The organism is Arthrobacter sp. B0316-5-4, from assembly GCF_059090325.1.
Window position 1 is genome coordinate 16,106 of the sequence record NZ_JBNHFN010000003.1, and the last position, 25,874, is coordinate 41,979.

The window sequence follows — 25,874 nt, forward strand, 5'->3', positions numbered from 1 at the left end:
TTCCGCCACATCGGTCAATTTGAGAGAAGATCATGCAGTCCCACGCCTCCACTCCAGATGTTTCACAACTCCAACTCAGCGTGCGCGGTCCAGTGTTCACGCCTGCCGATCCCGGCTTCGCCGCAGAAGTAGCGGCCTTCAATTTGTCCACACAACACCAGCCGGATGTTGCCTTCGGCGCCCTCGACGCAGAGGACGTTTCGGCGGCAGTCCGCTGGGCTGCGGAGCACGGAATGCCCGTCTCCGTCCAATCCACCGGTCACGGTGCCACCAATGCCATTGAGGGTGGTCTGCTCATCAGCACCCGCCGAATGCTGGAGCTCAGTATCGATCCGCTTGAGCGGATCGCCCGCGTTGGCGCCGGCGTCCGATGGAAGGCCGTAGTGGAACTGGCATCCACGTTCGGGTTGATGGGGCTTTGCGGTTCCACCACCGACGTCGGCGTGGTGGGTTACACGTTGGGTGGCGGCCTGCCCATCATGGGTCGAAAGTACGGCTTCGCATCGGACCACGTGATCGCCTTCGAACTCGTTACCGCAGACGGCACGCACCGACGGGTGACCAAGGACGAAAACCCGGAGCTCTTTTACCTCCTGCGCGGAGGCAAGGGGAATCTTGGCATTGTCACAGCCATGGAATTCCATTTGTTCCCGGGCTCGGACCTCTTTGCCGGTGGCCTCTACTTCGACGGCGAGCATGCCCCGGCGGTCCTCCAGCAGTTCAGCGAGTGGGTTCCTTCGCTGCCCCAGGAAGCGTCGGCGTCGTTGGCTTTCCTTCGCCTCCCGGACATGGAGATGATTCCCGAACCGTTGCGCGGCAAGTTCGTCGTGCATCTGCGTTATGCGTACCAAGGCGACGCGGCAGAGGCTTCGAAATTGCTGGAGCCAATGCGCCAAAGTGCGCCTTTCATGATGGATGGGACCGGGCCCCTGGATTCCACCCAGATGGACAGTATCCACCAGGACCCGGACCAGCCTGTGCCCGTGCGCGAGCGTGGCTTCCTGCTGGACCGTTTGGACAATGGGGCAAAGAGCGCGATCCTGCGTCACTTCGGCCCAGGTGTCCAGAGTCCGGTGCTGATGGCGGAGGTGCGGCTGCTTGGCGGCGCCCTGGCCAAGAGCGCTGACGGCGAGGACAGCGTTGGGGCACGCGACGCCGCGTTCAGCTTCTTCATGGCGGGCATGGCTGTCCCGCCCCTGGCGGAGCTGCTTCCCGTAGTGTTCGACGCCGTTCGCGACGACCTGCGCGACGCCTCCAGCGGCGGCACTTTCGTTAACCTGCACGGCCACTTCGTCGACGCCGAGGACAGGGAGCGGCCCTGGGGTCCCACTGTCCGCGAACGGCTCCGGAAGGCGAAGGCAGAGCTTGACCCACAAAACATGTTCAGTTTCGGGCACGTCGTGGGTCTTCCGGTCATCGACCAGACGGTGCTTCTCGAAGACATCGTGACTGCCGGTGGCGACGCTGTGCTGAACAGCTAGGGAGCTGGTGGCAATGGACCATCGGGTGACCTTTCCTGATTTCTCGGCATTCCAGATCGACATCCCGTATGGATCCATGCCAAACGGGGAGTCGTGGGCCGGGGAACGCCATCCGGACCCGGACCTCTACTCGGCCTTCTGGCCTGAGGTTCGTCCCCGTGCCGAGTCCGCGTTGAATCCTGTACCAGGTGCCGACGACTGACCCGTGAACAGAAGTGCAGGTGGAGGGGCGGCCGAAGGGCTGTCCCTCCCACCATTTAAGTGCCGTCCCTTCGTCCCGGGGCCTACCGTGGGCCCGCCCGCCGGTAGTAGGGTCAGAGCACCAGCCACAGCACGCCCAGGAGCATCCAATGAAAAAGCTCATCAATGATCCACGCGCCGTGGTGGACGAGTCCGTCGAAGGTTTTGGCATGGCCCATGCCGACATCGTGGACGTCCATCCCGACCCCAAATTCGTCGTCCGAAAGGCCGCGCCGGTAGCGGGCAAAGTTGCCCTGGTGTCCGGCGGAGGCAGCGGTCACGAGCCACTGCATGCAGGTTTCGTGGGCCTGGGCATGCTGGACGCTGCCGTCCCCGGCGCAGTCTTCACCTCTCCCACACCCGACCAGATCATCCCGGCGACCGTCGCCGTGGACTCGGGTGCCGGCGTCGTGCATATCGTGAAGAATTACACCGGTGACGTCCTGAACTTCGAAACGGCCGCGGAAATGGCCCAGGCTGAAGGCGTTCGCGTCCGTTCGGTGCTGGTGAACGACGACGTCGCCGTGGAGGACTCGCTGTACACGGCTGGCCGCCGCGGAGTGGGCGGGACCGTCCTGGTGGAAAAGATCGCCGGCGCGTCCGCCCAGCGCGGAGATGACCTCGATGCCGTCACTGCGATCGCCGAACGTGTGGTGGCCAACGTGCGGACCATGGGCGTGGCCTTGTCCGGCTGCACCGTGCCCCACGCGGGAACCCCAAGCTTTGAACTGGCCGACGACGAGATCGAGATCGGCATCGGCATCCACGGCGAGCCCGGCAGGCACAAGATTGCTATGGAAAGCGCCGACGCGATCACAGACCGGCTGTTGGAGCCCGTCCTCGAGGACCTTGGGCTGGCCTCGGGCGACAAGGTCCTGCTGTTCGTCAACGGCATGGGCGGAACGCCGCAGAGTGAGTTGTACATCGTCTACCGGCGGGCGGCGCAGGTGCTCGCTGAACGGGGCGCCACGGTGGAGCGTTCGCTGGTGGGCAACTACGTGACGTCCCTGGAGATGCAGGGGTGCTCCGTCTCCGTATTGCGTCTTGATGATGAGATGACCAGGCTCTGGGACGCGCCAGTCCACACCGCTGCCCTGCGGTGGGGTGCCTGAGCATGGGATTGGGCGTCGACTGGGCCGTTAATTGGTTGAAACTATCCGCAGAAGCGATGGCAGAACATCGGACGGAACTGATCGAACTGGATCGGGCAATCGGCGATTCCGACCACGGCGAAAACATGGACCGCGGTTTCCAAGCTGTGCTCCAAAAGCTTGAAGAGACCCCGCCCGAAACCCCGGGAGCAGCATTGAAGGCTGCTGCCATGGCGCTCATGTCCAAAGTGGGCGGAGCCGCGGGGCCGCTGTATGGCACCGCGTACCTTCGGGCAGCTACGTCGCTGGGCGACGCCACGGACGTGGATGCCCAGGCGCTCACGGATGCCCTGGCTGCCGCGCGGGATGGCGTTGTAGCGCGGGGCAAGGCCGAGCTGGGCGATAAGACGATGGTGGACGCGTGGACGCCGGCTGTGGAGGCCGCAGGCAAGGCGGCATCCGAGAGCGGCGATCCGGTGAACGTGCTCGAGGCCGCCGCCCAGGCCGCCGAGGCTGGTGCCGCGGCCACGGATGAGTTGGTTGCCCGCAAAGGCCGGGCCAGTTACCTGGGGGAGCGCAGTGCCGGTCACCGCGATCCCGGCGCAGCCTCCACCGCCCTGCTCCTGCGTGCGGCCGTGGTTGCGGCAGCAGGCACGGCCGATTCCGTGGCGGACGCCGGAACCGACGCCGTATGACGGTAGGGATCGTGGTTGTTTCGCACAGCAGCAAGATTGCCGAGGGGGCGGTGGAGCTCGCTGCCCAGATGGCGCCCGACGTCGAACTGGTCGCCGCCGGGGGAACGGACGACGACCGGATCGGTACCAGCCTGGAGAAGGTGCTTGCCGCCGTCGAGCAGTCACTGGTGGATTCCGGAGGTGACGGAGTGGTGGTGCTGACCGACCTGGGCTCGGCGGTGATGACGGCGGAGTCGGCAATGGAGTTCGCCAGCGCTCCCGAGGCCGTGCGGCTGGCAGACGCGCCTCTGGTGGAGGGCCTCGTGGCGGCGGCCGTCGCTGCCCACGGAGGTGCCGGCGTCGAGGATGTGCTCAAAGCAGCTGAGGCGGTGAGGTTCGGCCCTGACCCAAGCACTGCGGGCGCCGACGCCGCCTCAACCGACGCCGCAGCCGGGCAGCCCGTCACTGGGGCGCCGGACGCCAGCGGCGACTTCGAGCTCATCAACCCCTTGGGAATGCACGCACGTCCCGCGGCAAAGATCGCAGGCGGTTTGTCGGGCATGGACGCCGAAGTGACCGTCAACGGCGTCGACGGCATGTCCATCATGGCGCTGATGGCGCTCGCCGCAGGGCAGGGTACGACACTCCACGTCGAGGCCCGTGGGAAGGACGCCGCGAAGGCTGTGGGATACGTGCGTCGGCTTGTGGAGGAAGGGTTTGGGGAGCTCTGATTCTCCCGTTTTTGGGCCAAGATATTGCTAAGTATGCTGATTAGTGATGTTGTAGAGGTACAAGGTTCCTACGACGAAAGAGGTGCGACATGGGTGCTGACGACAAGATGGAGAATGCTGGCGAGAAGCTCGGCGGCAAGGCAAAGGAAGCTGCCGGCAAGCTGACGGACGACAAGGGTCTCGAAGCTGAAGGCAAGGGCGACCAGACCAAGGCCGACCTCAAGGGTGCTGGCGAGAAGCTGAAGGACGCCTTCAAGAAGGACTAGGAATGTGGACAGGGCCGCTGCGGTTGCAGCGGCCCTGTCTTGCTGTGGGAGGCCTCGTTTCGAGGCGCGCTATCTAATGGAGGAACTTCGTGAACCTACTGGTAAAACTGTTCGGCATTGCTGTTAGTCTCGGCGCAGGTGCCATCGCGAACAAGACCCTGGAAGGTCTCTGGGAGAAGAAAACCGGCAAGCCCGCGCCGAAGGACGGGACCGACCTCAACGACTCCCTGCCAGGCGTCCTGGTCTTCGCCGTAGTCTCCGCAGGTGTTGGCGCCGTTGTTCACGTACTGACCCAGAGGGGCACCAAAAGTGCCCTTGCCCGCATGAAGAACACCGCAGACGAGGTTTAAGAACATGGCTATTGCCAAGCACCCCAGCGTTGTCATCGACTGCCCGGACGCGGCAGCGCTCGCAGCTTTCTACGCCGAATTGCTCGGATGGCACGTATCCAACGAGAACGGCGACTGGTACGACGTGCGCCCGGAGGATGGCAGCAACTGCATCTCCTTCCAGCAGGTTGATGTGTACCAGGCGCCCGTATGGCCGGGCCAGACAATCCCGCAGCAGATGCACTTTGACGTCGTGGTGGACAACCTGGACAAGGCTGAAGAAGAAGTCCTTGCCATCGGTGCCAGCAAGGCCGACCACCAGCCCGGCGAAACGTTCAGGGTGTTCCTTGATCCTGCCGGACACCCCTTCTGCCTCTGCCTGAGCTAGGGCCCGGCCCTGCGTGGGGCCCGGCCACGCCCTAAGCGCAGCCCCTGCGGCTTAGCCCTGCTGCGCAGCCCACTCTTCGACGCGGCGGTTGCTCTCCTCCTCTGAGAGGTCCTCGACGCGCGTCATCACGGACCACCGGACGCCGAACGGATCCCGGATGCTGGCATAGCGGTCACCGGAAACGAAGGTGCTCAACGGCTCCCTGATGGTGGCGCCGGCTTGTTCCGCTTTGCGGACCAGGGCGTCCGCATCGGAGCAGTAGAGGCCCAGGGAATAGCAGTCGTTCTCGCCCTCGGGTGCCGGAACCAAGTGGTATTCGGGGTTGGGTTCGCCGAGTTGCAGGTGGCCATTTCCGAAGTCGAGCTCCGCGTGGACCACCACACCACCCATCTCAGTTTCGCCCACCACCCTGGCGCCGAACACGTCCCGGTAGAACGCGATGGCTTCCTTGGCGTTGGGCACAGCAAGGAACGGTGTGAGGCTGGTCAACCCGTTCGGAACGCCGTGCGTGGTGTGCTCGCCGTTAGCGGCGGTGGTCGCTTCTGTGCTTGTAGTATCTGTCATGGTTATGACGCTACGTGCCTGGTGAGGGCCGGCGCTTGGAGATTCGCGACGGGTTCGCGAGGGGTTGGGTTGCGGGAAAGGCTCCAATGAAGGATTCGTTCAAAGGCATCCTCTATCCCGCGCGGCTGCCCACCTTCCACCGCATTCCCGCGCCAGCGTCGGTGGCGCACCTTGTCCAGTGGTTCTGGATCCCCGAGTGGGACATCGAACCCGGCCGATCGTCCCGGCAACACGTGATCGCCTACCCCACCTCCAATCTGGTGGTGCAAGGTGATGTGGTCGAATTCTCCGGCCCCACCACCCGCGCCACGTACCGTGACCTGACCGGCAGGGGCTGGGCGGTGGGAGCCCTGCTGCGTCCGGCAGCGGTTCCCCTGTTCAGTGACGCCCCGGAGAACCTGCGGGACAAAGGGCTCGCGTTGGACTTGCGCGATCTTCACACTGCCGTCTCAGCGGCCATGGACACGCACGACGGCGGCGCTCACCGCGGACGGGCAGTGGATGCCTTTGTTGCGTGGCTGGTTTCGCTGGACGTTGTGTTGTCCGAAGAGGCCCTGCTCGCAAACCGGATGATGGACCTCATCGCTTCCGACCCCCCGGTGGTCCGGATCGAGGACGCGGCATCCGTGCTTGCTGTGTCCCCGCGAACGTTGCAACGGATTGCGAAGAAATACATCGGGTTGAGTCCCTCCGCCCTCATCCGTCGCCGAAGGCTGCAGGACGCGGCCGAGCGCACCCGGTCCGATCCAACAGCGGACCTTGCGGTGATCGCCGTCGAACTTGGCTACGCCGATCATGCTCACCTCACCAATGACTTCCGGAAGTTCCTGGGCTTCACGCCGAGTTCGTACCGGCGGTCAGCCGGGGCTGCGGACTCCTGAGTGTTGGCACTGAAAACTCGGCGGCCGCATCCCTGTCCTCTGGCGTCGGGCGGAAGTACTTAGTTCAGGGGCTGACAGGCCTCCGCCGCAACCTCTGGGGGCTTCGGCACTGGCTTATGTGCAGCGTCAAGGAAGACCCTGTAGGACACCACGCCCTCGCCGGCTGCTCCCGTTGCGCACCGGCAGCGGTAGGCGTGGGACATCCAGGAGCTGTCCAGCAGTGCCTGCATCCAGGCATCGCATTCTGCCAGTGAGAGGGGTGTGCGATATCCGGCGTCCTTCCGGTGGGCCGCGAAGGACACCGTGACGCAGGTGCCGGCAGGGGCAGGCCCAGGGGCAAACCACCCCATCTCCACCGTTTCGGCGACGATGGTCAGATTGATGTTCGCGTCGTCGGCCGATGGCATAGGGCCCGCCCGATGCTGCCGACGGCCGAGGCGGCTAGGATCCTCGCGCCGTGAAGACGCAGTCAACGCTGCACGAAGTTCGCTGAGTTCCCGGCCATGCTTGTTGTAAATCCGCGCACTGAGATCCGCATCCACTGACCGGCCTGGCATTTCAGCCCCTGGCTCATCGGTGCTTGGCACAACGCCTCCAAAGGTCGACCCGGGCAGAATGACACGAGAATACCGCTGGCTAAATCAAATCGCTAGAGGAACGGCGCGGTCAGATACTGCTACCCTTGCCGCAGCCCCGCCGCATCAAGGACCACGGCAGCCGTAATGACGCGCGCGCACTGCTCGCCGAACGGATAGTCACCCTTCGGAGTGAATGTCAGGGTGCGCACCGGCAAGGCCGCGCCGGCCGTGGAAGTGCCGGTCACCGTCGCATCCATGGGCGCTTCGGACAACGCCGGCAGCTCCAGGAAGCCCTGCAGGGTCCCGTCAGGGGAGGATGTCGCTGAGCAGACACCCTCCGGCGAGCAACCCTGGTCGACGGCAACTGAGCCCGGTTGCAGAACCAGCTCTTTCTCCGTGCAGCTACCGTCTTGGCAAGCCTTCAGTCGAAGAGAACCAACCTCGCCCGCGTAGGAGGCGGCCACGCTCACGGACACCCCGGTAACCCGGGCAATGGCCGGGCACGCCACAGGCTCCGGATAGCAGCCTGTAAGCAGGGCCACAGTGCCGGCAAGGGTCAAAACGAAACCGATTCTGCCCATGCCTCAGGGTAGGACCAGGACGCGCTACGCCGGAAGCCGCAACCCGCCGTCGTGCATTTCCGCAAGGCCGTCGGTCAGCAGGCCGTCCAAGGCGCGCTCCAGCTGTTCCGGCGCCGAGTTGAGCCGGTGCAACGCTGCGAGCGGGATGCCGACGCCGGATGGTGCGAACCCGAGGTCGGCCGGTGCCTGCTCGAACATCTCGCGCGGGACAGGCGTGGCAGCTTCGCGGAGTACAGCCATCACGGCTCCGCGGACCTGGCGGTCGGTGCCGTGCCAGGACTGGCCTTTGGGCGTGTACGACGGCGGTGGCTCACCGGCGGCGAGCCAGGCACAGCTTGCCCGGACGGGACAGTCCGCGCACTTGGGGCTGCGGGCGGTGCAGACCATGGCACCGAGCTCCATGACGGAAGCGTTCCAGCGCACGGACAGTTTCGGATCGAGGGGCAGCAGCACCTCCGCCAGGCGCATCTCCGCGGCGGCCAGGGTTGGCGCCGGAAGCGCGTTCCCGGAGAAGAGCCGTGCGTGGACGCGCCGGATGTTCGTGTCCACTACGGTCTCCCGGCGACCGAAGGCGAATGCAGCGACAGCGGCGGCCGTGTAGCTGCCGACGCCGGGAAGGCCCAGGAGCTCGTCGTAGTTGTCGGGCACCGAACCGCCGTGTTGATCCCGGATAGCGACGGCGGCCGCATGCAGGCGCAGGGCCCGACGCGGATAGCCCAGGCGGCCCCAATGGCGCACGGCTTCACCGGACGGTTCCTTGGCGAGGTGGGAGGGTGTGGGCCAGCGTTCCATCCAGTCGAGCCAGACGGGAAGGACACGCACCACCGGCGTTTGCTGGAGCATGACTTCGCTGACGAGTATTCCCCATGGGCTGCAGTCCGGCTCGCGCCAGGGGAGCTCCCTTGCTGTGTCCTCGAACCACTGATCCAGGGCGTCATGGAGCGAGGCCAGCTGGTGGGTGTTGGGAAGTGTCATACTGCCATCAACTCTAGTGGATTCCAGGCCGGAGTAGCCCGCCCGCAACCGCATGGCCGACGTCACACAGCCCAGGATTGGGCGCCAGCGGCGTGGAGGTTAGGCACCCCGGCCGCTGCGAGCCTAGCCTAGAACCATGTCCACCAAGGGTAAGCAGCAGTCCACCGCGCGCTCATCAGCGCCGGCGAAAGGTGCTGCCCGCGGTTCGTCGCCCCAAAGCACCTCCACGAACCGTCGCCGGCCGAGCCCTGCCGTGTACCGCCGTCGTCGGCAGGTGGTGTTCGGTGCCCTGCTGCTGGTGATCGTGCTGCTCGTGGCTGGCATAGTTGCCGTCACTGGGGCGCTTTCCGGGAAGTCTGAACCGCAAGCGGTCGCGTCTCCCGACACAACGCAGGCACCGACGCACGGGACCGCACCGTCGGGAACGCCGTCGCCTTCGGCTTCCGCTACGCCCGTGTGCGACTTCAACCTCATGACCGTGGCCGCGAAAACCGATAAACCCGCCTACGGTGCCGAGGAAATGCCGCTCCTGACCATGACCATCACCAACGGCGGCGCAGCTCCGTGCGAGGTCAACGTCGGAACTTCACAGATGGAATACCTGGTGATGAGCGGAGCCGACCGCATTTTCTCCTCCAAGGACTGCCAGACAGGCGGCGTGGACCTCATCAAGACCATCCAGCCCGGCAAGAGCGAAACCGCCAACTTCCCGTGGCAGCGCAACCGGACCCTGGAAGGCTGCGGCGCCATCAACGCCAAGCCCGGTGGTGGGGGCGCCTACTACACCTTCGAAGCACGGCTGGGAAACAAGGCCAGCCCCAAAGCCACCTTCCAGCTGAACTAAGCGGCCTCGCGCCAGGCAACGTTCGACGGCGGCTGTCGCCTTAGAGGAAACGGTCCAGCAGGCTGGCCTCCGCCATGCGACTCAGGCCCTCGCGGACGGTGCGGGCGCGCTGGTCGCCGATGCCGTCCACAGTCATCAGGTCGTCGATGGTGGCAGCCATCAGGTTCTGCAGGCCACCGAAGTAGTCCACCAAGCGGTCGGCCACGGCCTTGGGGACGGATTTGAGCCCGGACAGCAGCCGGTATCCGCGGGGCTGGACTACCGCATCCAACTGTTCCACTCCGCCGGCGAAACCGATGATGTGGGCGATGCGGCTAAGGTCGATCAACTCCGTGGGCCCAAGGTTCAGCAGGGCCTGGACGGCTTCTTCAATGTCTTCAGGGGTTGCGTCCGGGTCCGAGTAGTCACGGATGATGACATCGCTGCCCGGTCCGCGTCCCATGGTGAGCTCTTCCACCTGAAGGGACAAAAGGCGGCCGTCTTCGCCGAGCTCCAGGACGTACTGGGCGATTTCCTCCGAGATCCGGCGGACCATCTCCTGGCGCTGGAGCGTGACAGCAACATCCCTGACGGTGACCAGGGCCTCGATTTCGAGGGCCGAAAGCGAGCTGGTGACCTGGTCCAGCCTGGCGCTGTACCGTTCCAGCGTGGCCAGGGCCTGGTTGGCGCGGGCCAGGACCTTCTCCGAACCCTCCAGCACGTGGCGCAGCCCGTTCACGTAAAGGGCGATGATCTGCATGGACTGGCTGACGGAAATGACGGGGACGCCGGTCTGGATGGCGACACGTTCAGCGGTGCGGTGCCTTGTACCGGATTCCTGGGTTTCGATGCTGGAGTCCGGAACCAGTTGGACGGCGGCCCGGACGATGTTGCTGGCATCCTTGTCGCAGATGATGGCGCCGTCCATCTTGGCGAGTTCCCGCAAGCGCGTGGGGGAGAAGTCGATGCCGATATCGAATCCGCCGGAACAGATGGAGTCGATGGTGCGGTCCGATCCCAGCACAATCAAGGCTCCGGTGCGTCCGCGAAGGATGCGCTCAAGGCCATCGCGTAACGGAGTTCCGGGTGCGACTCTGGCCAAGGTCGCCTTGAGCGACTCTTCCGGGCTCCGGGCCATGGGTTTTCCCTTCGAAGGTGCAAGCCGCGGCTCACAGACAAGCTGAATCCGGCGTCAGGGGACACACGAAAAAATGCCCCTTTGACGACTAGCACCATGATAGGGCTTCGCGACACCATTAACCGCACCAGCAAGCCCCAAAGTGGGTCATTTCGTTATGTTCGGGTGACCACGGAAGAGGGTCTTTCCGGCTCTGCGGCGCGGCCCACTTTGGGAAAGCGGCCCGCTGACATGGGCGGATATAACAAGTTGGTGTAGTTAATTACGCCCTGGCCGCCGACTCAGTAGTCCACTTGACGCTTCAGCTTGTTGCCCAGCCACATCATCGCCAGGCTCACCAGCAGGAAGCCGACTGAAATGGCCAAGGCGAAAACCACTACGCCGCCCCAACCGCCTGCCCGCGCAGGATCGATGAACCAGTAGGGGTACCAGTTCACAAACGCGCCCCGCACCAGGCTGTAGACCAAGTAGCCGATGGGATAAAGCAGCCAGTACCAGATGTGCTTCGCCCTGAGGGTCACTCTGGGCGGTTGGAAGAGCCAGTCAGCCACCATCACCACGGGCATCAGGTAATGCACCACAAAATTGACCCAAGGCAGCAGGGAACCGAGGTCCTCGCCGGCCAGGAGCGCACCGAACACCAGGCCCACCACGGCCATGGCGATCGTGGCAGTACCGCGCGTGACGTCGTCGGCCTCGCTGGGGCGCTTGCGGATCAGGACCCGGTAACCGCTGATGAGGAGCACCAGCGCAGCGAAGATGTTGGACAGGTTGGTGAAGTAGGAGAAGAAGTTCCAGATGTCGTACCCCAAGCCCACATGAACCGTCAGCTGCGCGCCGACGGCCACCAGGGTCAGAAGGCCAAAGAAAAAGCGTCCCCCGATAAGCACATTCCGTTTGGTCATGGCCTAATCCTTGCCGACCACGCGGGCGGATGGGCACCGACACCCCGGAAAGGTCTCCGCCGGGTGCCCCTCGGGGTGCTCAGCACCGCTAAGTTTTGGGCTGGCAGGACTGCTCCGGGCCGTACTGGAACCACTCCGGAAGAGCTGCGGTAAAGGCTTCGCGTACTGCCGGTGTGTTGGTCACGGTCCAGTCGACGCGGCCCTTGACCTCAATTTCGTCTTTGTCCCATTCAAACCAGTTGATCATCTTCAAAAGTGGGAACCGCTGGTGGGTAGCGGGACTGAAGAGCTGGTTCCACCAGGCTTCCTTGATGGCGAGCTCCTGTTCCCCTGCCGCCGACGGGGCAAAGAGCGCAGCCGTCTCAGGGATGGCTACCGGCTTGCCGTGTTGGCCACCATAGACGCCGTAGAAATCCGGCAGCAGGCTGTCGTCGCCGTTGGCGCCCACATAGGTTCCGGTGAGCTGCTCGGCGAACTTGTTGGGCTCGGGGAGTTCGTTCTCACCCCACGGATATTTGCTGCCCCAGTGGTACAGCGACATGCCCACCCAGTCCACAGCCTCATCGCCGGGGTAGTAGGGCGAATACGCGTCGTCGTTCATCGTCACAACGCCATCGCCGTTGGTATCCAAAGCGGCGAATTCGGGTGTCCCGGGCTTCGCCTCAAACTGGCCCCCGGCGAAGGGGTAGCCGCCGCCGTAGTTCGGCGCCCACATCATGGCCGAACCGGGCGCGTCCCTGTGCACTGCCTTTGCCAACGTTTGGAACGCGGCCACGTACTTTTGCGGCTGCTGCGACCACGCGTACCACGAGCCGTTCATCTCGTGCGCGAACCGGATAATCACCGGGACGCCCTCATTGTTGAAGTGCGCCAGGTCCTTAGCCAAGGCAGAGGCCGCGTCCTCCGTGACAGCATCCAAGCCACCGGCAGGCTCGAGGGTCAGGAGCATCATGTGTCCGTCTGCGTGGATCTGCTCAACAGCCTTCTGGAGGTCGTCCTCGTCCTTGGATGTCAGCGGAAAACCGGTAAACGAAACACTGACGGCCGGTTTGTGGCCGAGGTCTTTGGCAAAGGACGCCAACGACTTGGAGTGCCAGTCCAGGTTCACGCCAAACAGCGACCCGCTCGCTGGGGCCAGTTCGCTTCGCGCGGGGACTTCGCAGGACGCGAGCGACGGCGTCGCGGCGGCTTCCCGGTCAGCAAGTGAGTTGGCGAAGTTGACCCCGGCTATACCGAGCACCACCAAACCGATCACGGCCGGCAGCGTGAACGCCCTCAACAGCTCGGCGCGGTTCTCCTTGCGGGACCCGCCGTCTTCCACTGGTTGCTCCCCCAAAAACAAACACCAAGCCTTCCTGAGCTGCGCCTTCGTCCTATCCTAGGGATCCGCGGTCCGCGGCTCAATCATGCAGGCTACGTAATCAGCAGCTCCAGGGCCTCGGCCAGGTGGCCCACCTCGCGCACCGAGAAGCCTTCAGGGATGACACCCGCCCCTGCCGGACTTGCCGGAACGATCGCGTGGGTGAACCCGAGCCGGTGCGCTTCCTGGATGCGCTGGTTGATTCCCGGGACGGGACGGACCTCGCCGGCCAGCCCAACCTCGCCGAAAGCAATGAGTCTCTGGGGGAGTGCCTTGCGTGACTTTGCCGAGGCGACAGCCAACGCGACCGCCAGGTCCGTGGCCGGCTCCGTCAACTTCACCCCGCCGACGGTGGCCACATAGGAGTCGTCCTTATGCAACATGCACCCGGCCCGCTGCTGGAGGACCGCCAGCAGCATGGCCACCCTTGAGCTTTCCAGTCCGCTGGTGGCCCGGCGAGGCTGGGAATTTGCGCTCTCCGCAAGGAGCGATTGGACTTCGGCGAGCAGGGGGCGCCGCCCCTCCATGGTTACAGTGATGCAGGTTCCCGAGACGGGCTCCCGTGTCCGCGAAACAAACAGTCCGCTGGGGTCCGCAAGGCCTTCGATACCGGACTCGTTGAGGTCGAAGCACCCAACGTCATCCGTGGCACCATAGCGGTTCTTGACGGCCCGCAGCAGCCGCAGGCGGGAGTGGCGTTCACCTTCGAACTGGCACACCACGTCCACCAGGTGTTCGAGCAGTCGCGGTCCGGCGATGGTTCCCTCTTTGGTTACGTGGCCCACCAAAAGGGTGGTCATGTTCCGTCGCTTCGCTGCTGCGATGATGGAGGCGGCAACTTCGCGCACCTGGGACACGCCTCCCGCGCTGCCCTCGACGTCCGCGCTGCTGAGCGTCTGAACGGAGTCCACAATGAGGAGTTTCGGCTCAAGCTTCTCAACTTGCCCCAGTGCCTGCCCCAGGTCCGTCTCCGCGGACAGGTAAAGAGTGTGCGCGACGGCGTCGATCCGTTCGGCGCGCAGCTTCACCTGCGCGGCGGACTCCTCGCCGGTGACGTACAGGACGTCCTGGCCTGTGCGCGCGAACTTGGCGGCGACGTCCAGCAGGAGCGTGGACTTTCCGACGCCGGGTTCCCCGGCCAGGAGGATGACGGCGCCTGGCACGAGCCCTCCACCGAGTACGCGGTCGAGTTCGTCCACGCCTGTAGGCAGGAACGCGGCGGTTGTTCCATCTACCTCAGCGATACGGCGGGCCGGTTCCAGGACGGTGGCGGCCGCCGTCGTTCGCGCAACCGTGGCGCCGTACTCTTCAACGGTTCCCCAGGCCTGGCACTCGCCGCACCGACCCACCCACTTGATGGCCGTCCAGCCACATTCGGCGCACTTGTAAGCGGGTGTTTTGGATGCGCGGGAAGTCTTTGAAGCCATGGGTCCAAGACTAGTGGCGGGTACCGACAGTATTGGTCTCGGCGCGGGTTACAGCGGCGGGAGGACCGCCCGCGCCTCTTCCGGCTCCATTCCGCTGGCCTCAAGCAGGTCCACCATGAGGGGACGGAAGAGCATGACCACGGTCTCGCCCTCGAGCCTTTGGACATCAAGCATCTTGGGGTGGAGCCGGGCGGCAATATCGGAGAGGTCGTTCCGGGCACGCCGCAAATGGACCCGCCGGGTACCCTCGCTTTGCTCGGCGAGCCCAATGGTCATCTCGTCGATTGCGGCGGCGGTTTCCTGCAGGACCTCGGAGATGCTGTCGATCGCTTCGTCGGACAGGGCCGCATGGTTGATTGCACTGGTCAGGCGCCGCGCAAACACGCGGCTGTTGCGCAGCGCAAGATCGATGTACTCCAACGAATGCTCCAAGCCCGCCAGTTCATCGCGATGCCTCCGGTGTGCGGGAGCAAGCGTGGCTACCTCCCCGGACGCCCGCAACGTCTGCCGCATCCGATCCACCAACGGCTGGCAGTTGCGGCCACGGATCAAGGCGTGCCAGGCGGTGGTCGAGTCGCTGTCGTTCATCGCCTTCGCGCACTCGCGCAACACTTCAGCGAGCTCATGCAGGATCTTCTGGACATCTTTCCGGGGCTCCCGGCGCGGATCCTTGGGCACCAGGATGGTCACCAGCAGCGCGCACACGCCACCCACTACCGCATCGAGGCTGCGCGTAAACGGCCCGCCGGCCGGCGCCGGAAGCAGCACCACGAGCAACGACTGCAGCCCCAGTTGGGTAGTGAAGATGGTGCCGCTGTCCAGGAACCTGGCCAGCAGGATAGAGAAAAGAAGCACGACGGCGGCCTGCCAGATCCCAGCGCCCAGCCAGTGGAGCAGCAGGTCGCCAACAACGATCCCAAGTGTGCAGCCAAGGCCCACCTCGATGACCCTGCGGAGGCGGGGATCGCGGGAGAAGCCCAAGGCAATCAGGGACGACGTGGCGGCAAACAAGGGGCCTTGGTGGCCCAGCACGTACTCGGCGAAAGAGTAGGCGCCCACCGCGCACACGGTCATCTGGATTGCCGGGGTCAACGAATTCCTGCTGCGTACCAAGCCTGTCCGGACCCTGGCGCGCAGAAACCTCTTGCTTGCAGAAAATCCCTTCGCGGCAGCCATGTGCTCCAGTCTATTTGCCCCGGCATGCGCAACGACGGCAACCCGGGTGCCGCTCAAGGTGGCGCGCGCCACATAACCCAATGGTCCGCCGTCGTTCACCTTCTGTTCACCTTTCACCACAGGTCCCGTTACCTGCGCTCCTTACCTTCAGTAAAGGAACAAAAAGGTCCACAGCTCGCGCACGCCGAAATCTCCGTTCGGCCCGCATCGAAGAATCCCTGGAAGGGGCACATCCAAGTGAAGGCAACTCACTTCGGCCGCAACGCGGCAATCGCGGTCATCGCAGCCGGCGCTCTCGCGCTCACTGCTTGCGGTTCAGACAACGCAACGGGCACCCCGGCTGGCACCCAGTCGGCAGCATCCGGCACCAAGGTCACCGGTACCCTCACCGGCATTGGCGCCTCCTCCACCGGCGCAGCCATGGACGCCTGGAAGGCCGGTTTCGCCACCGCAAACCAGGGCGCCACCGTGCAGTACTCCCCGGATGGTTCCGGTGCAGGCCGCAAGGCGATCATCGACGGTTCGGCACAGTTCGCCGGCTCTGACGCCTACCTGAAGGACGACGAGCTCGCTGCTTCCAAGGCCAAGTGCGGCCCCGACGGCGCCATCAACCTCCCGGTCTACATCTCCCCGATCGCCGTCGCCTTCAACATTCCCGACGTCAAGGAACTGAAGCTCGACGCCGCGACGGTCGCCAAGCTCTTCCGTGGCGAAATCGCCAACTGGAACGACCCCGCCATCGCCGCCCTCAACGCAGGCGTCACCCTCCCGGACCTCAAGGTCACCCCGGTGAACCGCTCTGACGACTCCGGTACCACCAGCAACTTCACCGACTACCTGGCAGCTGCAGCTCCCGAGGTCTGGACCGACAAGGCTGCCGGCGTCTGGCCCGCAGCCCTGAAGGGCGAAAACGCCAAGGGCACCTCCGGCGTCGTCAAGACCGTCACCGACACCCCCGGTGCAGTGACCTACGCTGACGACTCCGCTGTTTCCGGCAAGCTCGGTACCGCCTCCATCAAGGTCGGCGAAGAGTTCGTCAAGATCTCCGCGGACGCTGCCGCCAAGGCTGTCGAAGCCGGCAAGCCTGTGGACGGCCGCGCCGCCAACGATGTCGCCATCAAGCTGGACCGCAAGACCACCGCAGCGGGCGCCTACCCCGTAGTCCTCGTCTCGTACCACGTTGTCTGCACCACCTACGAGACCAAGGCAGTTGCCGACCTGGTCAAGGCCTTCGAAACCTACGTCGTTTCCGACGAAGGACAGAAGACCGCAGCTGACGCCGCGAAGTCCGCACCGCTCTCCAAGACGCTGCAGGACAAGGCCAAGGCCGCTATCGAAACCATCAAGGCCAAGGCCTAAGGTTTCCCGGCGGGTTTGCTGAACCCGGCTGAACACTGAAGTTCCCTGTCCCGCTCTCCGGTGGCCACCGCGGCACCGGACCGGGGCAGGGAACTTAGCCATGTAAGACCAGTTCACTCCAGACTGAAGGATCGTGAAGTGACCACCAACTCCCTGACAACCTCCCAAGGCGCAGGACGCGCCGGGGACAAGGTTTTCTCCGGGGCCGCCATGGCCGCAGGGTGCCTGATTCTCGCGGTTCTCTTCGGAGTCGCGTTGTTCCTTGTGGTTCAGGCAATCCCTGCGCTGACCGCACCGCCCGAGAGCATCCAGGGCGGGCACGGCTTCTTCGCCTACATCGCCCCGATCGTGGTGGGCACGCTCATCGCCGCCGTGATCGCCCTCGTCATCGCCACGCCGGTAGCCATCGGTGTGGCCCTGTTCATTTCGCACTACGCCCCACGCCGGCTCGCTTCCGGCCTCGGCTACGTGGTGGACCTCCTCGCAGCCATCCCCTCCGTTGTGTACGGCGCATGGGGTGCGGCCTTCCTGGCCAAGGAAATCTCTCCGGCGTATGACTGGCTGGCCAACAACCTCGGCTGGATCCCGATCTTCGCAGGCCCGGCCTCCGCAACCGGCAAGACCATCCTGACCGCCGGCATCGTCCTGTCCGTCATGGTGCTTCCCATCATCACCTCCCTGTCCCGCGAAATCTTCCTGCAGACCCCCAAGCTGCACGAAGAGGCAGCGCTCGCGCTGGGAGCCACCCGCTGGGAAATGATCAAGATGGCCGTGCTGCCCTTCGGCCGCCCAGGCATCATCAGCGCCATCATGCTGGGCCTTGGCCGCGCACTGGGCGAGACCATGGCTGTTGCCCTGGTACTGTCCTCCGGCGTCCTGACAGCCAGCCTCATCCAGTCCGGCAACCAGACCATCGCCGCCGAGATCGCCCTGAACTTCCCCGAAGCCAGCGGCCTCAAGGTCAACACGCTGATCGCCGCCGGCCTGGTGCTGTTCGTCATCACCCTCGGTGTGAACATGATCGCCCGCTGGATCATCACCCGGCACAAAGAATTCTCGGGAGCTAACTAAATGACCGCCACAGCAGTCCGTAAACGCTCCGCGCTCACCAAGGGCCAGCTGCCCAAGTTCGCGCCCTACATTGTTCTGGCTGTCGCGCTGATCGTGGGCGCGGCCATCCTGGCGCTCATTGGCTTCAACGCGTTCGGCTGGGGCTTGGTCTCCGCCATCCTGTTCGCCGTGGGCCTCGTTTCCTGGAGCGGAGCCGTTGAAGGTGCCCGCAAGGCCAAGGACAGGCTCGCAACCTGCCTGGTGGTCGGTGCCTTCCTGATCGCGCTCCTGCCACTGATCTCGGTGATCTGGACCGTGCTGGTCAACGGCATCCCGGGCCTCATCACTCCCGGCTTCCTGGGCACCTCCATGAACGGCGTCACCGGCGCCTTCGACAACAAGGCAGCGGAAGAGGGCGCCCCCGTCCTCGGCGGTATCTACCACGCACTGATGGGTACCATCCAGATCACCCTCCTTGCCACGGTCATCTCCGTGCCGGTGGGCCTGCTGACCTCGATCTACCTGGTGGAATACGGCAACGACCGTCCGCTGGCCCGCGCCATCACGTTCTTCGTGGATGTCATGACAGGCATCCCGTCCATCGTGGCCGGCCTCTTCGCGGCAGCGTTCTTCTTCGCCATCGTCGGCCCCGGCACCAAGACCGGTGCGGTGGCCGCCGTCGCGCTTTCGGTCCTGATGATCCCGGTGGTGGTCCGCTCCAGCGAGGAAATGCTGAAGATCGTCCCGAACGAACTTCGCGAGGCCTCCTACGCGCTGGGTGTCCGTAAATGGCGCACCATCACCAAGGTGGTAATTCCGACGGCGATCTCCGGCATCGCGTCGGGCGTCACCTTGGCGATCGCACGCGTTATCGGCGAAACCGCGCCGATCCTGGTCACCGCGGGCTTCGCCACCACCATCAACAACAACGTGTTTGGCGGCTGGATGGCCTCGCTGCCCACGTTCATTTACACGCAGATCCTCAACCCGACGTCGCCGTCCAACCCTGGTCCTTCGGACCAGCGGGCATGGGGCGCCGCGCTGGTGCTGATCATCCTGGTGATGCTCCTGAACCTCGGAGCCCGCCTCATTGCCCGTATCTTCGCTCCCAAAACAGGACGCTAGCCGGGCCTGGCCGTTCAGGCCGCACTTACACTTCCAGAACCCCCAAGGAACAAAGGAACACCATGTCTAAGCGCATCGACGTCAAAGACCTGAATGTCTACTACGGCAACTTCCTGGCCGTTGAGGACGTCAACATCAACATCGAAGCCAAATCCGTCACGGCCTTCATCGGCCCGTCCGGTTGCGGCAAGTCCACTTTCCTCCGCACGCTGAACCGCATGCACGAGGTCCTGCCCGGTGCCCGTGTCGAGGGCGAAGTCCTGCTGGACGGCGACAACCTCTACGGCGCCGGCGTGGACCCGGTAACCGTCCGCACCCAGGTGGGCATGGTCTTCCAGCGCCCCAACCCGTTCCCCACCATGTCCATCCGCGACAACGTGCTGGCCGGCGTGAAGCTGAACAACAAGAAGATCTCCAAGGGCGCAGCCGATGCGTTGGTGGAGAAGTCCCTGGTGGGCGCCAACCTGTGGAACGAGGTCAAGGACCGCCTGGACAAGCCGGGCTCCGGTCTTTCCGGCGGTCAGCAGCAGCGCCTCTGCATCGCCCGGGCTATCGCGGTGGAGCCCCAGGTGATCCTCATGGACGAGCCCTGCTCCGCTCTGGACCCCATCTCCACGCTGGCCGTTGAGGACCTCATCAACGAGCTCAAGGACCAGTACACCGTGGTTATCGTGACCCACAATATGCAGCAGGCTGCCCGCGTGTCCGACAAGACCGCGTTCTTCAACATCGCCGGCACCGGCAAGCCGGGCAAGCTCATCGAGTTCGCCGACACCACCAGCATCTTCAACAACCCTAGCCAGAAGGCAACGGAAGACTACGTCTCCGGCCGCTTCGGATAAGGGTTCCGCGGGTTCCGGCTTCTATGGGGGGAGTCGGCACGTAACGACGGCGGCCGTCGCCTTGGGGGTGCGGCCGCCGTCGTTTTTTCATGCCCTAGTTGGGCAGTTTAGCGAGGGGTGAGAACGCCAGTTCGAGGACGAAGGCCACCGCCGCGGTCACGATCGGGGTGGCAAGCCACAACAGCAGGATCCTCCTGACCAGGCGGCGGTTGACGGTGTGGAACCGCTGGTTGATCCCCGAACCGAGGACGGACGCCGTCAAGGTGTGGGTGGTGGAGAGCGGCAGCTGGAAGCCGATCGCGCCAATAAAGAGCATGACGGACGTGAGGGTTTGGGCCACGAATCCACGCAACGGATCTACCCGAATGAGCTTGTGGCCCAGCGTGTGGGAGATCCTCCAGCCGCCCAACAGTGTTCCCGCGGTGAGCATGACGGCCGTGAGCAACAGGATCCACAGGGGTACGTCGTCCCCGCCTGACAACCCGGCGGCCACCATTGCCAGGAGAATGACCGCTGCCGTGCGCTGCCCGTCCTGGAGCCCGTGGCCGAAGGCTACTGCTGCGCTTGAGACGGCTTGTGCACGTCTGAAGCGCCTGTTCACCACGTTGGGCTGCGAGTACCGGGCGGCCCAGGTTACTGGCCACACCAGGAGGTACGCCGCCCCGAAGGCTATCAACGGGGAGAGTACCAAGGGCAGGACCACTTGCGTGAGCACGATTCCGTCCACCCCGCCGATCGAGTTCCCGCCCACCAGGATGCTCGCGCTACCGGCACCGATCAGGCCGCCCACCAGCGAGTTCGTGGAGGACAAGGGAACGCCTTTCCACCACGCGTAGATGCCCCACAAGATGGAAGCTGCCAAAGCTGAGGCGAGCATGGTGAGGCCGCTGGGACCTCCAGGCAACGTGATCCACGACTGTGTGAAGGCGAGGATGAAGGTGCCGCTCAGCATGGCCCCAACAAAGTTGAAAATGGCTGCGAGGAGCACGGCGACGGAGGGCGTGAGGGCGCGGGTCCGGGTGGAGAGCGCCACCGCGTTGGAGACGTCACGGAAACCGTTGAGGAACGCGAACCCTGAGGCGAGTCCCACCACAAGGACAAGGAAGGCGATGGTCACGTCAGGATTCCTTGACGATGATGCTGCCTACCTGGGTGGCGACCTTCCGCATGTCCTTGGTTACTTCCACTAACTGGTTGGCGATGTCCCGGTGCCGTGCGTACTGCGCCGATTTCATGTCCTTGAGCATCTCGGCGACCCAGATCCGGTGTGTCCGTTCCGCACGTTTGGCCAGGCGGAGGATCTCGATCCAGTAGTCCTCCAGCTCGTCCAGGTCCTCGAGCTTCCGCATGGCGTCCACGGTCAGCTCGGCTTGGCGGCTGATGATTTCCAGCTGGTCTGCCGCACGCTTGGGCAGCCGGTCCAGCTTGTAGAGGGACACCAGGTCGCCGGCGGCATCGAGCTTTTCCATCGCTTCGTTGAGGTGGCGGGAAAGGGTATACATGTCCTCGCGGGGGAGCGGATTCACGAAGCTGGTGCGCATGTGCGTCAGGAGGGCGAAGTGCAGGTCCAGGGATTTGGACTCGTGCTCGTGCAATTCTTCGGCGAGGCGCTGGTGCTCGCTTGCCTGGGCGCCGAGGATTTCGGAGAGCGTCCCGGTGGCGGCCACGATGACACTGGCCATCTGCGCGAGCAGTACGAGTCCGGCGGGTTCCTGGGGGAATAGGCGCAGCTTCATGTCGCTTCCGGGCTGGGGACGGATGGGGCGGCGGACGGCTTGACTTGACGCAGCCCGTTTCGATCCCAACTTTACCGGTCCCGCACGCCCGGATGGTGAGCGCCCCGACCCCGCAGGGGAGAGGTCCCCATCGCGGAGTCTCCTTCGCCCATGCAAGACTTGGCACGTCAACGAATTTATCCAATCAATGGGGGAATTGTGCGCGTCAACAATACAGTGAAGATCACCAGCCTCGCCGCGGCGGGATTGCTCGCCTTGACCGCTTGTGGAGCTACTACCGCAAGCACGACGTCGGGTGGTTCCGAACCGTCGTCGTCCTCCTCTTCGGCTGCCTCACCTTCCGCGTCCTCCTCCGTCTCGGCCTCCGCAGGTTCCGATGGGGCTGCAGCGTCCTCGGGCTCGTACACGGCGGCCGCTTGGGCCCTTCCGATCACGGACAAGGGCGACAAGCTTGGCAGCATGAAGGGCGACAGCTTCAGCGTCGACATCTACCAGGTGGCCACGGACGTAGCCTCCAAGGACAGCATGTTCCTGGACAAGGAAACCAAGGAAAACCTGCTGAAGAAGGGTGCTCCGATCGTCTACGTGAATTACGTGGTCACCAACACGTCATCCGCTGACATCCCCTTGAGCCACTCGCTGGTCACTCCCAGCGCCAAGTACTCGGACTGGAAGTACCTCGGTGGCATGCCGTCCGACTCCAGCAGCGATGGCTTCAAGAAGTACGGGCTGAGCAGCTCAGGCATGAAGCTCAAGGAAAAGGACCCGTTTGTGTTGAAGCCCGGCGAATCCTTCAACATCGCCGAGAACTTCGGCTACACGCCCGGCAAGGAAGCGGAGATCTCGGCCACTATGACTCCTGCGGCGGCGGACGGAAAGCTGGATCACGACAAGAAGGAACAGGCCAAAACCACGGTCACACTGAAGTAGGTTGGCGCATATGCCCGGGTCCGGCCAAGTGCTGGCCCGGGCATTCCGCATCCGGGCATAAAAATGGTGCCGAACCGGATACGCCTCTCGGCGGTAGGCCGCTCGAAGCGGCTATATGTTGAAGCCCGGGGGTTTCGCGGTTCGACACCAGTTTTAGTTTTCACCGTTGAGCGGGCTAAGTCAACATTGACAGTCCGCGCTCGACGTGGGTACGTTTCGCCCTTTTGTTGGGCTAGTCCAGCTCGCCAAGGCGCCACGCGTTGGCGGCATGCTCAAGGTCCTCAGCGGTCTTCACCAATTGGTGTGAGTTGCGCGTGAGCTTGCTGGCATGGCCTTCGTTGGTGTGCTCTGCGCCATCGGCGAGGGTCGCCTGGCCGAGTGCCACCACGCGGCAGAAAGCAGCGGAACGTTCCAGCGCGACGTCGAACTCGCCGTCGAACGCGCCGGACAAAATGGCGTCAGCCATGGTCTTCATTTCGTCTGCTCCAGGCGGCTCCGCGGCGCCCGCTACGACGTTGGAAACCTGGGCGGTGTCGCGTCCTGCCCGGAAGTAGACAGAGATCCGCTCCGGGTTTTGGATGGTGGCGGCGCGGAGTGCGTAGAGCCGCCACAACGCACCGGGGAGGCTTCGCGCCGGGCTCTCGGCCCACATTTCAGCGATGGCCTCGAGGCCCTGCTCGTCAGCCAACTTCACCAGGCGTCGCGTAACTTTGGGGTCGTCACTGTCGCGGCCACGTTTGACCAGCGCTTGGGCAGCGAGATGCGCAGCCTCGGAAACCCGCGCGGGGTCGGCGCCACCAGCGAACGGTTCGAAATCGATGGGCGCGAAGGGCTTGGGCTTGTGGTGCCTGTTTGCTCCGCCGTACGCAGGTGGTCCTGGCTGTTCGCTCATGAGTTCACCGTACTCCTGTGCTCTGGCGGGGTCGAGTAACGGTTGCTTGGACGCACGACGGCGCACGCCGCGTTGAGTTCCTTGTCTGCGTTGACGTTGGGGTACAGTATTCATGGCTGTTTCTACAGCTGGAGGGGCCTTTAGCTCAGTTGGTAGAGCATCGGACTTTTAATCCGTGGGTCGTGGGTTCGATCCCCACAGGGCCCACCCTCCAAGACAGGCCGGAGACGTTGAGTCTCCGGCCTGTTTTATTTGTTTCTGGCTTGGGCTGGGTTCGGCAATCCGTCAGTCACCCGGACGACGGTGTGCTCAGGGAACCAACGCGGGACCGGGCGTGCGGGTGGCGATGATCGCCGCATGGGGGCGCGCTCCGGGGTCTTTCCTGGAGTTTGAGCTGGTTACCAGGAACCCGGCGCTCTGGAGGCGCTTCCCCATCTCCGCGACGGGCCAGAAGTACGCGGGTGTCACCGCGTGTGGGAACTCTTCGACAGTGACGCCGTCGAAGAAGCCCAGCAAGAGACTGCCTCCGGGGGCAAGGCAGCGGGAGAACTCCGCCAACACAGCAGCGAGGTAATGTCCACGCCCTCCGCTTCAACCCCTTGGGCATGAAGGAAGCTGGTCCATTGCCCGGGGCCACAGCCGGCGTCGATCACTTTGCCGTCGAGTCCGCGAGCCCAGGCCGCAATCAACGCCTGATCAGCGGGATGGGTGCTTTCTATGGTCCCGAAAAGCGCCGTGTACTCCTTGGCGCGTGCACCATAGGCTGATCTGACGGTTCCGCGTGACATGGGCACAGCCTATCGAGGCCGTCACCTACGCGAACATGGTGCCGCGACGACAGGCAGCTAGGCGATCTGCTGCGTTCCGTCGTGGAACATGGGGAATGCGGAGATCGGTGTGACCGTGGCCGTCGGGCCCGGTACCGGTTCCTGCGCTGCCGCCGTTGCTGGTTCGTCAGCGGTTACGATCTCCATGGATTCCATATCGAGCAGCCGTCGGCTTCCGGTCTCATCCAGAAGCCAGAAGAGCTCGGTTCCGGCCACCGTCTTGACCACGGTTCCCCGGTGGTAGAGGCGGCCGTTGTGCCAGGCCTCGACGTACTCGCCAGTGTTCAGTGCGTGGGCTGCCTCGGCAGTTCCCGGCATTGCGCCGAAGGCCTGGGCCAGGCTGGCCTGGGTCTTCAACGCCTGGAAAAGGTCCCTGTTCGCGATAGTCATGTGCGCTCCCCTCAACTGTCGCCGTGCGTATGCCCCAGCTTTACGCATCTTTGTTGCGGGCGCGTTGCAAGGGGATGAGCGGTGTGTGACGTGCCACCGTTCCTCCGATGCTGAGACGACGGACAGCCTCGCTTTTACTCGTCAAAGGCCGCCGTTATGCACTGGTCGCCGGCGATCTGCGCGATGACTCCCTCCGCCACGGCCCTGAGCTTGAGGTTGCGATGGTTGGAAGCATTCACCAGAATCTGGAATGCGTTGTCGCGACTGCAGCGGTTCTGCGCCATGATGATGCCGACAGCCGTGTCGATGGCGGCCCGGGAATCCAGCGCGGCGGCAAGATTCTCCCGGGCGTCCTTCAACTGGGCGATTTTCAGGGCCAGATGAAGCGCTTTGGCTCCCGTGGCAGTAACCCGCTGCGCGGTGAGAAGATCCTCCTCGCCAAAGCCATGCACGCGGGTCGAATACAGGTTAACTACTGCCTCGGCGGTGCTGTTCAGCTCCATGGGCAACGCCAGGATGGAACCCACATTCGTGCAGGCTGCCGCCTTCATATAGTCAGGCCAGCGAACTTCGTGCCGAATGTCGGGCACATGGGTGATTCTCCTTGTCCGCAGGGCTGTCAGGCACGGACCATCACCGAAGCTGTTCTGGATGTCGTCCAGCCTGCGCGCCAGCAGGTCGCTGTCTGCAACGGCCACCGGCTTCTTATGCCGGATCACCGTCACACCACAAGCGACCGTATTGGCGGAGGTGGTGAGCTTCCTGGCAGTCATTTCTGCCAGGTCCTCAAGGAACTCGCGGATGTCGGTGTTCTCAACCAACAGGTTCTGCAGGTGCTCCAGGAAATCCGTCAGGTCCAGCTGGACTTCATCGGACAAAGCGCTCGGGCGGTGGTTGGTCATTGCTTGCCCGAGGCGCAGATCCTGCAGGTCTTCGGGCGTTGGTACTGCGGTGTCCTGGGCCATGTGGCCTCAATTCGGCAAGACCGGACTTTACGCATTTCCGGCTGGGCGGTGGTGCGCTCGTGTTCGCGCACAACCCGGATCATTCAACCCCGGACCGTCACCACCCGAAATCTCCTACTTGCGACACTACGCTTGTGCAGATCAACAAGA

General features: G+C 64.1%; 30 protein-coding genes and 1 tRNA gene. 16 read left to right on the forward strand and 15 right to left on the reverse strand.

All coding sequences use genetic code 11. The features are described 5' to 3' along the window. The first annotated feature begins 32 nt into the window (after positions 1 to 32). The 8 genes from AC5RU9_RS08480 (at position 33) to AC5RU9_RS08515 (ending at position 5,200) form a co-directional block, all read left to right on the forward strand. On the forward strand, positions 33 to 1,481 hold the full coding sequence (locus AC5RU9_RS08480; RefSeq protein WP_494016084.1) for an FAD-binding oxidoreductase: 1,449 nt from the start codon (positions 33 to 35) through the stop codon (positions 1,479 to 1,481). A 25-nt stretch (positions 1,482 to 1,506) separates the two neighbouring features. Continuing rightward, positions 1,507 to 1,683 carry a hypothetical protein gene (locus tag AC5RU9_RS08485; protein WP_494016085.1) on the forward strand — a complete coding sequence of 59 codons (177 nt, stop codon included), beginning with the start codon at positions 1,507 to 1,509 and terminating at the stop codon, positions 1,681 to 1,683. A gap of 148 nt (positions 1,684 to 1,831) precedes the next feature. Continuing rightward, positions 1,832 to 2,833, forward strand: a complete 1,002-nt coding sequence (gene dhaK, locus AC5RU9_RS08490; protein ID WP_494016086.1) for a dihydroxyacetone kinase subunit DhaK — start codon at positions 1,832 to 1,834, stop codon at positions 2,831 to 2,833. Between the two features lie 2 nt (positions 2,834 to 2,835). After that, on the forward strand, positions 2,836 to 3,507 hold the full coding sequence (dhaL, locus tag AC5RU9_RS08495) for a dihydroxyacetone kinase subunit DhaL (protein ID WP_494016087.1): 672 nt from the start codon (positions 2,836 to 2,838) through the stop codon (positions 3,505 to 3,507). Further along, positions 3,504 to 4,217, forward strand: coding sequence for a dihydroxyacetone kinase phosphoryl donor subunit DhaM (dhaM, locus tag AC5RU9_RS08500; protein WP_494016088.1), 714 nt, complete (start codon positions 3,504 to 3,506; stop codon positions 4,215 to 4,217). Before dhaL ends, dhaM begins: the two co-directional genes overlap by 4 nt. A gap of 89 nt (positions 4,218 to 4,306) precedes the next feature. Further along, entirely contained in the window at positions 4,307 to 4,483 is a 177-nt protein-coding gene (locus AC5RU9_RS08505) for a CsbD family protein (RefSeq protein WP_211711034.1), read from the forward strand. 89 nt (positions 4,484 to 4,572) lie between these two features. After that, positions 4,573 to 4,833 carry a DUF4235 domain-containing protein gene (locus tag AC5RU9_RS08510; protein WP_494016089.1) on the forward strand — a complete coding sequence of 87 codons (261 nt, stop codon included), beginning with the start codon at positions 4,573 to 4,575 and terminating at the stop codon, positions 4,831 to 4,833. Between the two features lie 4 nt (positions 4,834 to 4,837). Further along, the gene (locus AC5RU9_RS08515; protein ID WP_235520348.1) at positions 4,838 to 5,200 is read left to right on the forward strand and encodes a VOC family protein; all 363 of its coding nucleotides are present in this window, start codon (positions 4,838 to 4,840) and stop codon (positions 5,198 to 5,200) included. A 51-nt stretch (positions 5,201 to 5,251) separates the two neighbouring features. Here AC5RU9_RS08515 and AC5RU9_RS08520 read toward each other — a convergent pair whose 3' ends face one another. After that, the gene (locus AC5RU9_RS08520; protein WP_494016090.1) at positions 5,252 to 5,764 is read right to left on the reverse strand and encodes a VOC family protein; all 513 of its coding nucleotides are present in this window, start codon (positions 5,762 to 5,764) and stop codon (positions 5,252 to 5,254) included. 86 nt (positions 5,765 to 5,850) lie between these two features. On the opposite strand from AC5RU9_RS08520, the gene AC5RU9_RS08525 reads away from it, so the two are divergent. Further along, entirely contained in the window at positions 5,851 to 6,645 is a 795-nt protein-coding gene (locus AC5RU9_RS08525; RefSeq protein WP_494016091.1) for an AraC family transcriptional regulator, read from the forward strand. 59 nt (positions 6,646 to 6,704) lie between these two features. Here AC5RU9_RS08525 and AC5RU9_RS08530 read toward each other — a convergent pair whose 3' ends face one another. The 3 genes from AC5RU9_RS08530 to AC5RU9_RS08540 all read right to left on the reverse strand — a co-directional run bounded on the left by AC5RU9_RS08530 (position 6,705) and on the right by AC5RU9_RS08540 (position 8,779). Next, a complete protein-coding gene (locus AC5RU9_RS08530; protein WP_494016092.1) occupies positions 6,705 to 7,232 on the reverse strand; it encodes a hypothetical protein in 528 nt (175 codons plus the stop codon). Between the two features lie 89 nt (positions 7,233 to 7,321). Further along, positions 7,322 to 7,804 (reverse strand): hypothetical protein, encoded by a 483-nt coding sequence (locus AC5RU9_RS08535; RefSeq protein ID WP_494016093.1) that lies wholly within the window; start codon positions 7,802 to 7,804, stop codon positions 7,322 to 7,324. A 24-nt stretch (positions 7,805 to 7,828) separates the two neighbouring features. Next, complete coding sequence (locus tag AC5RU9_RS08540) at positions 7,829 to 8,779, reverse strand: HhH-GPD family protein (protein ID WP_494016094.1); 951 nt, start codon at positions 8,777 to 8,779, stop codon at positions 7,829 to 7,831. A gap of 136 nt (positions 8,780 to 8,915) precedes the next feature. Between AC5RU9_RS08540 and AC5RU9_RS08545 the strand changes: the two genes are divergently transcribed. Next, positions 8,916 to 9,623, forward strand: coding sequence for a hypothetical protein (locus tag AC5RU9_RS08545; RefSeq protein WP_494016095.1), 708 nt, complete (start codon positions 8,916 to 8,918; stop codon positions 9,621 to 9,623). A gap of 40 nt (positions 9,624 to 9,663) precedes the next feature. Here AC5RU9_RS08545 and disA read toward each other — a convergent pair whose 3' ends face one another. The 5 genes from disA to AC5RU9_RS08570 form a co-directional block, all read right to left on the reverse strand. Then, positions 9,664 to 10,740, reverse strand: a complete 1,077-nt coding sequence (gene disA, locus AC5RU9_RS08550) for a DNA integrity scanning diadenylate cyclase DisA (protein ID WP_211711025.1) — start codon at positions 10,738 to 10,740, stop codon at positions 9,664 to 9,666. A 281-nt stretch (positions 10,741 to 11,021) separates the two neighbouring features. Continuing rightward, positions 11,022 to 11,645, reverse strand: coding sequence for a Pr6Pr family membrane protein (locus tag AC5RU9_RS08555; RefSeq protein ID WP_494016096.1), 624 nt, complete (start codon positions 11,643 to 11,645; stop codon positions 11,022 to 11,024). An 88-nt stretch (positions 11,646 to 11,733) separates the two neighbouring features. Beyond that, a complete protein-coding gene (locus AC5RU9_RS08560; RefSeq protein ID WP_494016097.1) occupies positions 11,734 to 12,981 on the reverse strand; it encodes a glycoside hydrolase family 26 protein in 1,248 nt (415 codons plus the stop codon). A 77-nt stretch (positions 12,982 to 13,058) separates the two neighbouring features. Then, entirely contained in the window at positions 13,059 to 14,432 is a 1,374-nt protein-coding gene (radA, locus tag AC5RU9_RS08565; RefSeq protein WP_211711023.1) for a DNA repair protein RadA, read from the reverse strand. Positions 14,433 to 14,480: 48 nt separating this feature from the next. Continuing rightward, entirely contained in the window at positions 14,481 to 15,608 is a 1,128-nt protein-coding gene (locus tag AC5RU9_RS08570) for an FUSC family protein (protein WP_494016098.1), read from the reverse strand. A gap of 237 nt (positions 15,609 to 15,845) precedes the next feature. Here AC5RU9_RS08570 and pstS point away from each other — a divergent pair, with 237 nt between their 5' ends. The 4 genes from pstS to pstB all read left to right on the forward strand — a co-directional run bounded on the left by pstS (position 15,846) and on the right by pstB (position 19,984). Continuing rightward, on the forward strand, positions 15,846 to 16,967 hold the full coding sequence (gene pstS, locus AC5RU9_RS08575) for a phosphate ABC transporter substrate-binding protein PstS (protein WP_494016099.1): 1,122 nt from the start codon (positions 15,846 to 15,848) through the stop codon (positions 16,965 to 16,967). A 138-nt stretch (positions 16,968 to 17,105) separates the two neighbouring features. Continuing rightward, positions 17,106 to 18,038 (forward strand): phosphate ABC transporter permease subunit PstC, encoded by a 933-nt coding sequence (gene pstC, locus AC5RU9_RS08580; protein WP_211711020.1) that lies wholly within the window; start codon positions 17,106 to 17,108, stop codon positions 18,036 to 18,038. Continuing rightward, positions 18,039 to 19,142, forward strand: coding sequence for a phosphate ABC transporter permease PstA (pstA, locus tag AC5RU9_RS08585; protein WP_211711019.1), 1,104 nt, complete (start codon positions 18,039 to 18,041; stop codon positions 19,140 to 19,142). Between the two features lie 62 nt (positions 19,143 to 19,204). Further along, on the forward strand, positions 19,205 to 19,984 hold the full coding sequence (gene pstB / locus AC5RU9_RS08590; protein ID WP_494016100.1) for a phosphate ABC transporter ATP-binding protein PstB: 780 nt from the start codon (positions 19,205 to 19,207) through the stop codon (positions 19,982 to 19,984). 94 nt (positions 19,985 to 20,078) lie between these two features. Here the strand turns inward: pstB and AC5RU9_RS08595 are convergent, their stop codons facing one another. Together AC5RU9_RS08595 and AC5RU9_RS08600 are read right to left on the reverse strand one after the other, a co-directional pair. Beyond that, the gene (locus AC5RU9_RS08595) at positions 20,079 to 21,101 is read right to left on the reverse strand and encodes an inorganic phosphate transporter (RefSeq protein ID WP_494016101.1); all 1,023 of its coding nucleotides are present in this window, start codon (positions 21,099 to 21,101) and stop codon (positions 20,079 to 20,081) included. Between the two features lies 1 nt (position 21,102). Beyond that, on the reverse strand, positions 21,103 to 21,720 hold the full coding sequence (locus AC5RU9_RS08600) for a DUF47 domain-containing protein (RefSeq protein WP_257370300.1): 618 nt from the start codon (positions 21,718 to 21,720) through the stop codon (positions 21,103 to 21,105). Positions 21,721 to 21,918: 198 nt separating this feature from the next. Between AC5RU9_RS08600 and AC5RU9_RS08605 the strand changes: the two genes are divergently transcribed. Then, positions 21,919 to 22,650 carry a hypothetical protein gene (locus AC5RU9_RS08605; RefSeq protein ID WP_494016102.1) on the forward strand — a complete coding sequence of 244 codons (732 nt, stop codon included), beginning with the start codon at positions 21,919 to 21,921 and terminating at the stop codon, positions 22,648 to 22,650. A gap of 232 nt (positions 22,651 to 22,882) precedes the next feature. Here AC5RU9_RS08605 and AC5RU9_RS08610 read toward each other — a convergent pair whose 3' ends face one another. Next, positions 22,883 to 23,542: a hypothetical protein gene (locus tag AC5RU9_RS08610; RefSeq protein ID WP_211711014.1), complete on the reverse strand. Its 660-nt coding sequence runs from the start codon at positions 23,540 to 23,542 to the stop codon at positions 22,883 to 22,885. 134 nt (positions 23,543 to 23,676) lie between these two features. On the opposite strand from AC5RU9_RS08610, the gene AC5RU9_RS08615 reads away from it, so the two are divergent. Beyond that, positions 23,677 to 23,749 (forward strand) — tRNA-Lys (locus AC5RU9_RS08615). A 102-nt stretch (positions 23,750 to 23,851) separates the two neighbouring features. Here AC5RU9_RS08615 and AC5RU9_RS08620 read toward each other — a convergent pair. From AC5RU9_RS08620 to AC5RU9_RS08630, 3 genes are all read right to left on the reverse strand, one after another. After that, entirely contained in the window at positions 23,852 to 24,103 is a 252-nt protein-coding gene (locus AC5RU9_RS08620; RefSeq protein WP_494016103.1) for a hypothetical protein, read from the reverse strand. Positions 24,104 to 24,387: 284 nt separating this feature from the next. Beyond that, on the reverse strand, positions 24,388 to 24,759 hold the full coding sequence (locus AC5RU9_RS08625) for a hypothetical protein (RefSeq protein ID WP_494016104.1): 372 nt from the start codon (positions 24,757 to 24,759) through the stop codon (positions 24,388 to 24,390). A 134-nt stretch (positions 24,760 to 24,893) separates the two neighbouring features. After that, positions 24,894 to 25,724 (reverse strand): ANTAR domain-containing protein, encoded by an 831-nt coding sequence (locus AC5RU9_RS08630; protein WP_494016105.1) that lies wholly within the window; start codon positions 25,722 to 25,724, stop codon positions 24,894 to 24,896. Between the last annotated feature and the right edge of the window lie 150 nt (positions 25,725 to 25,874).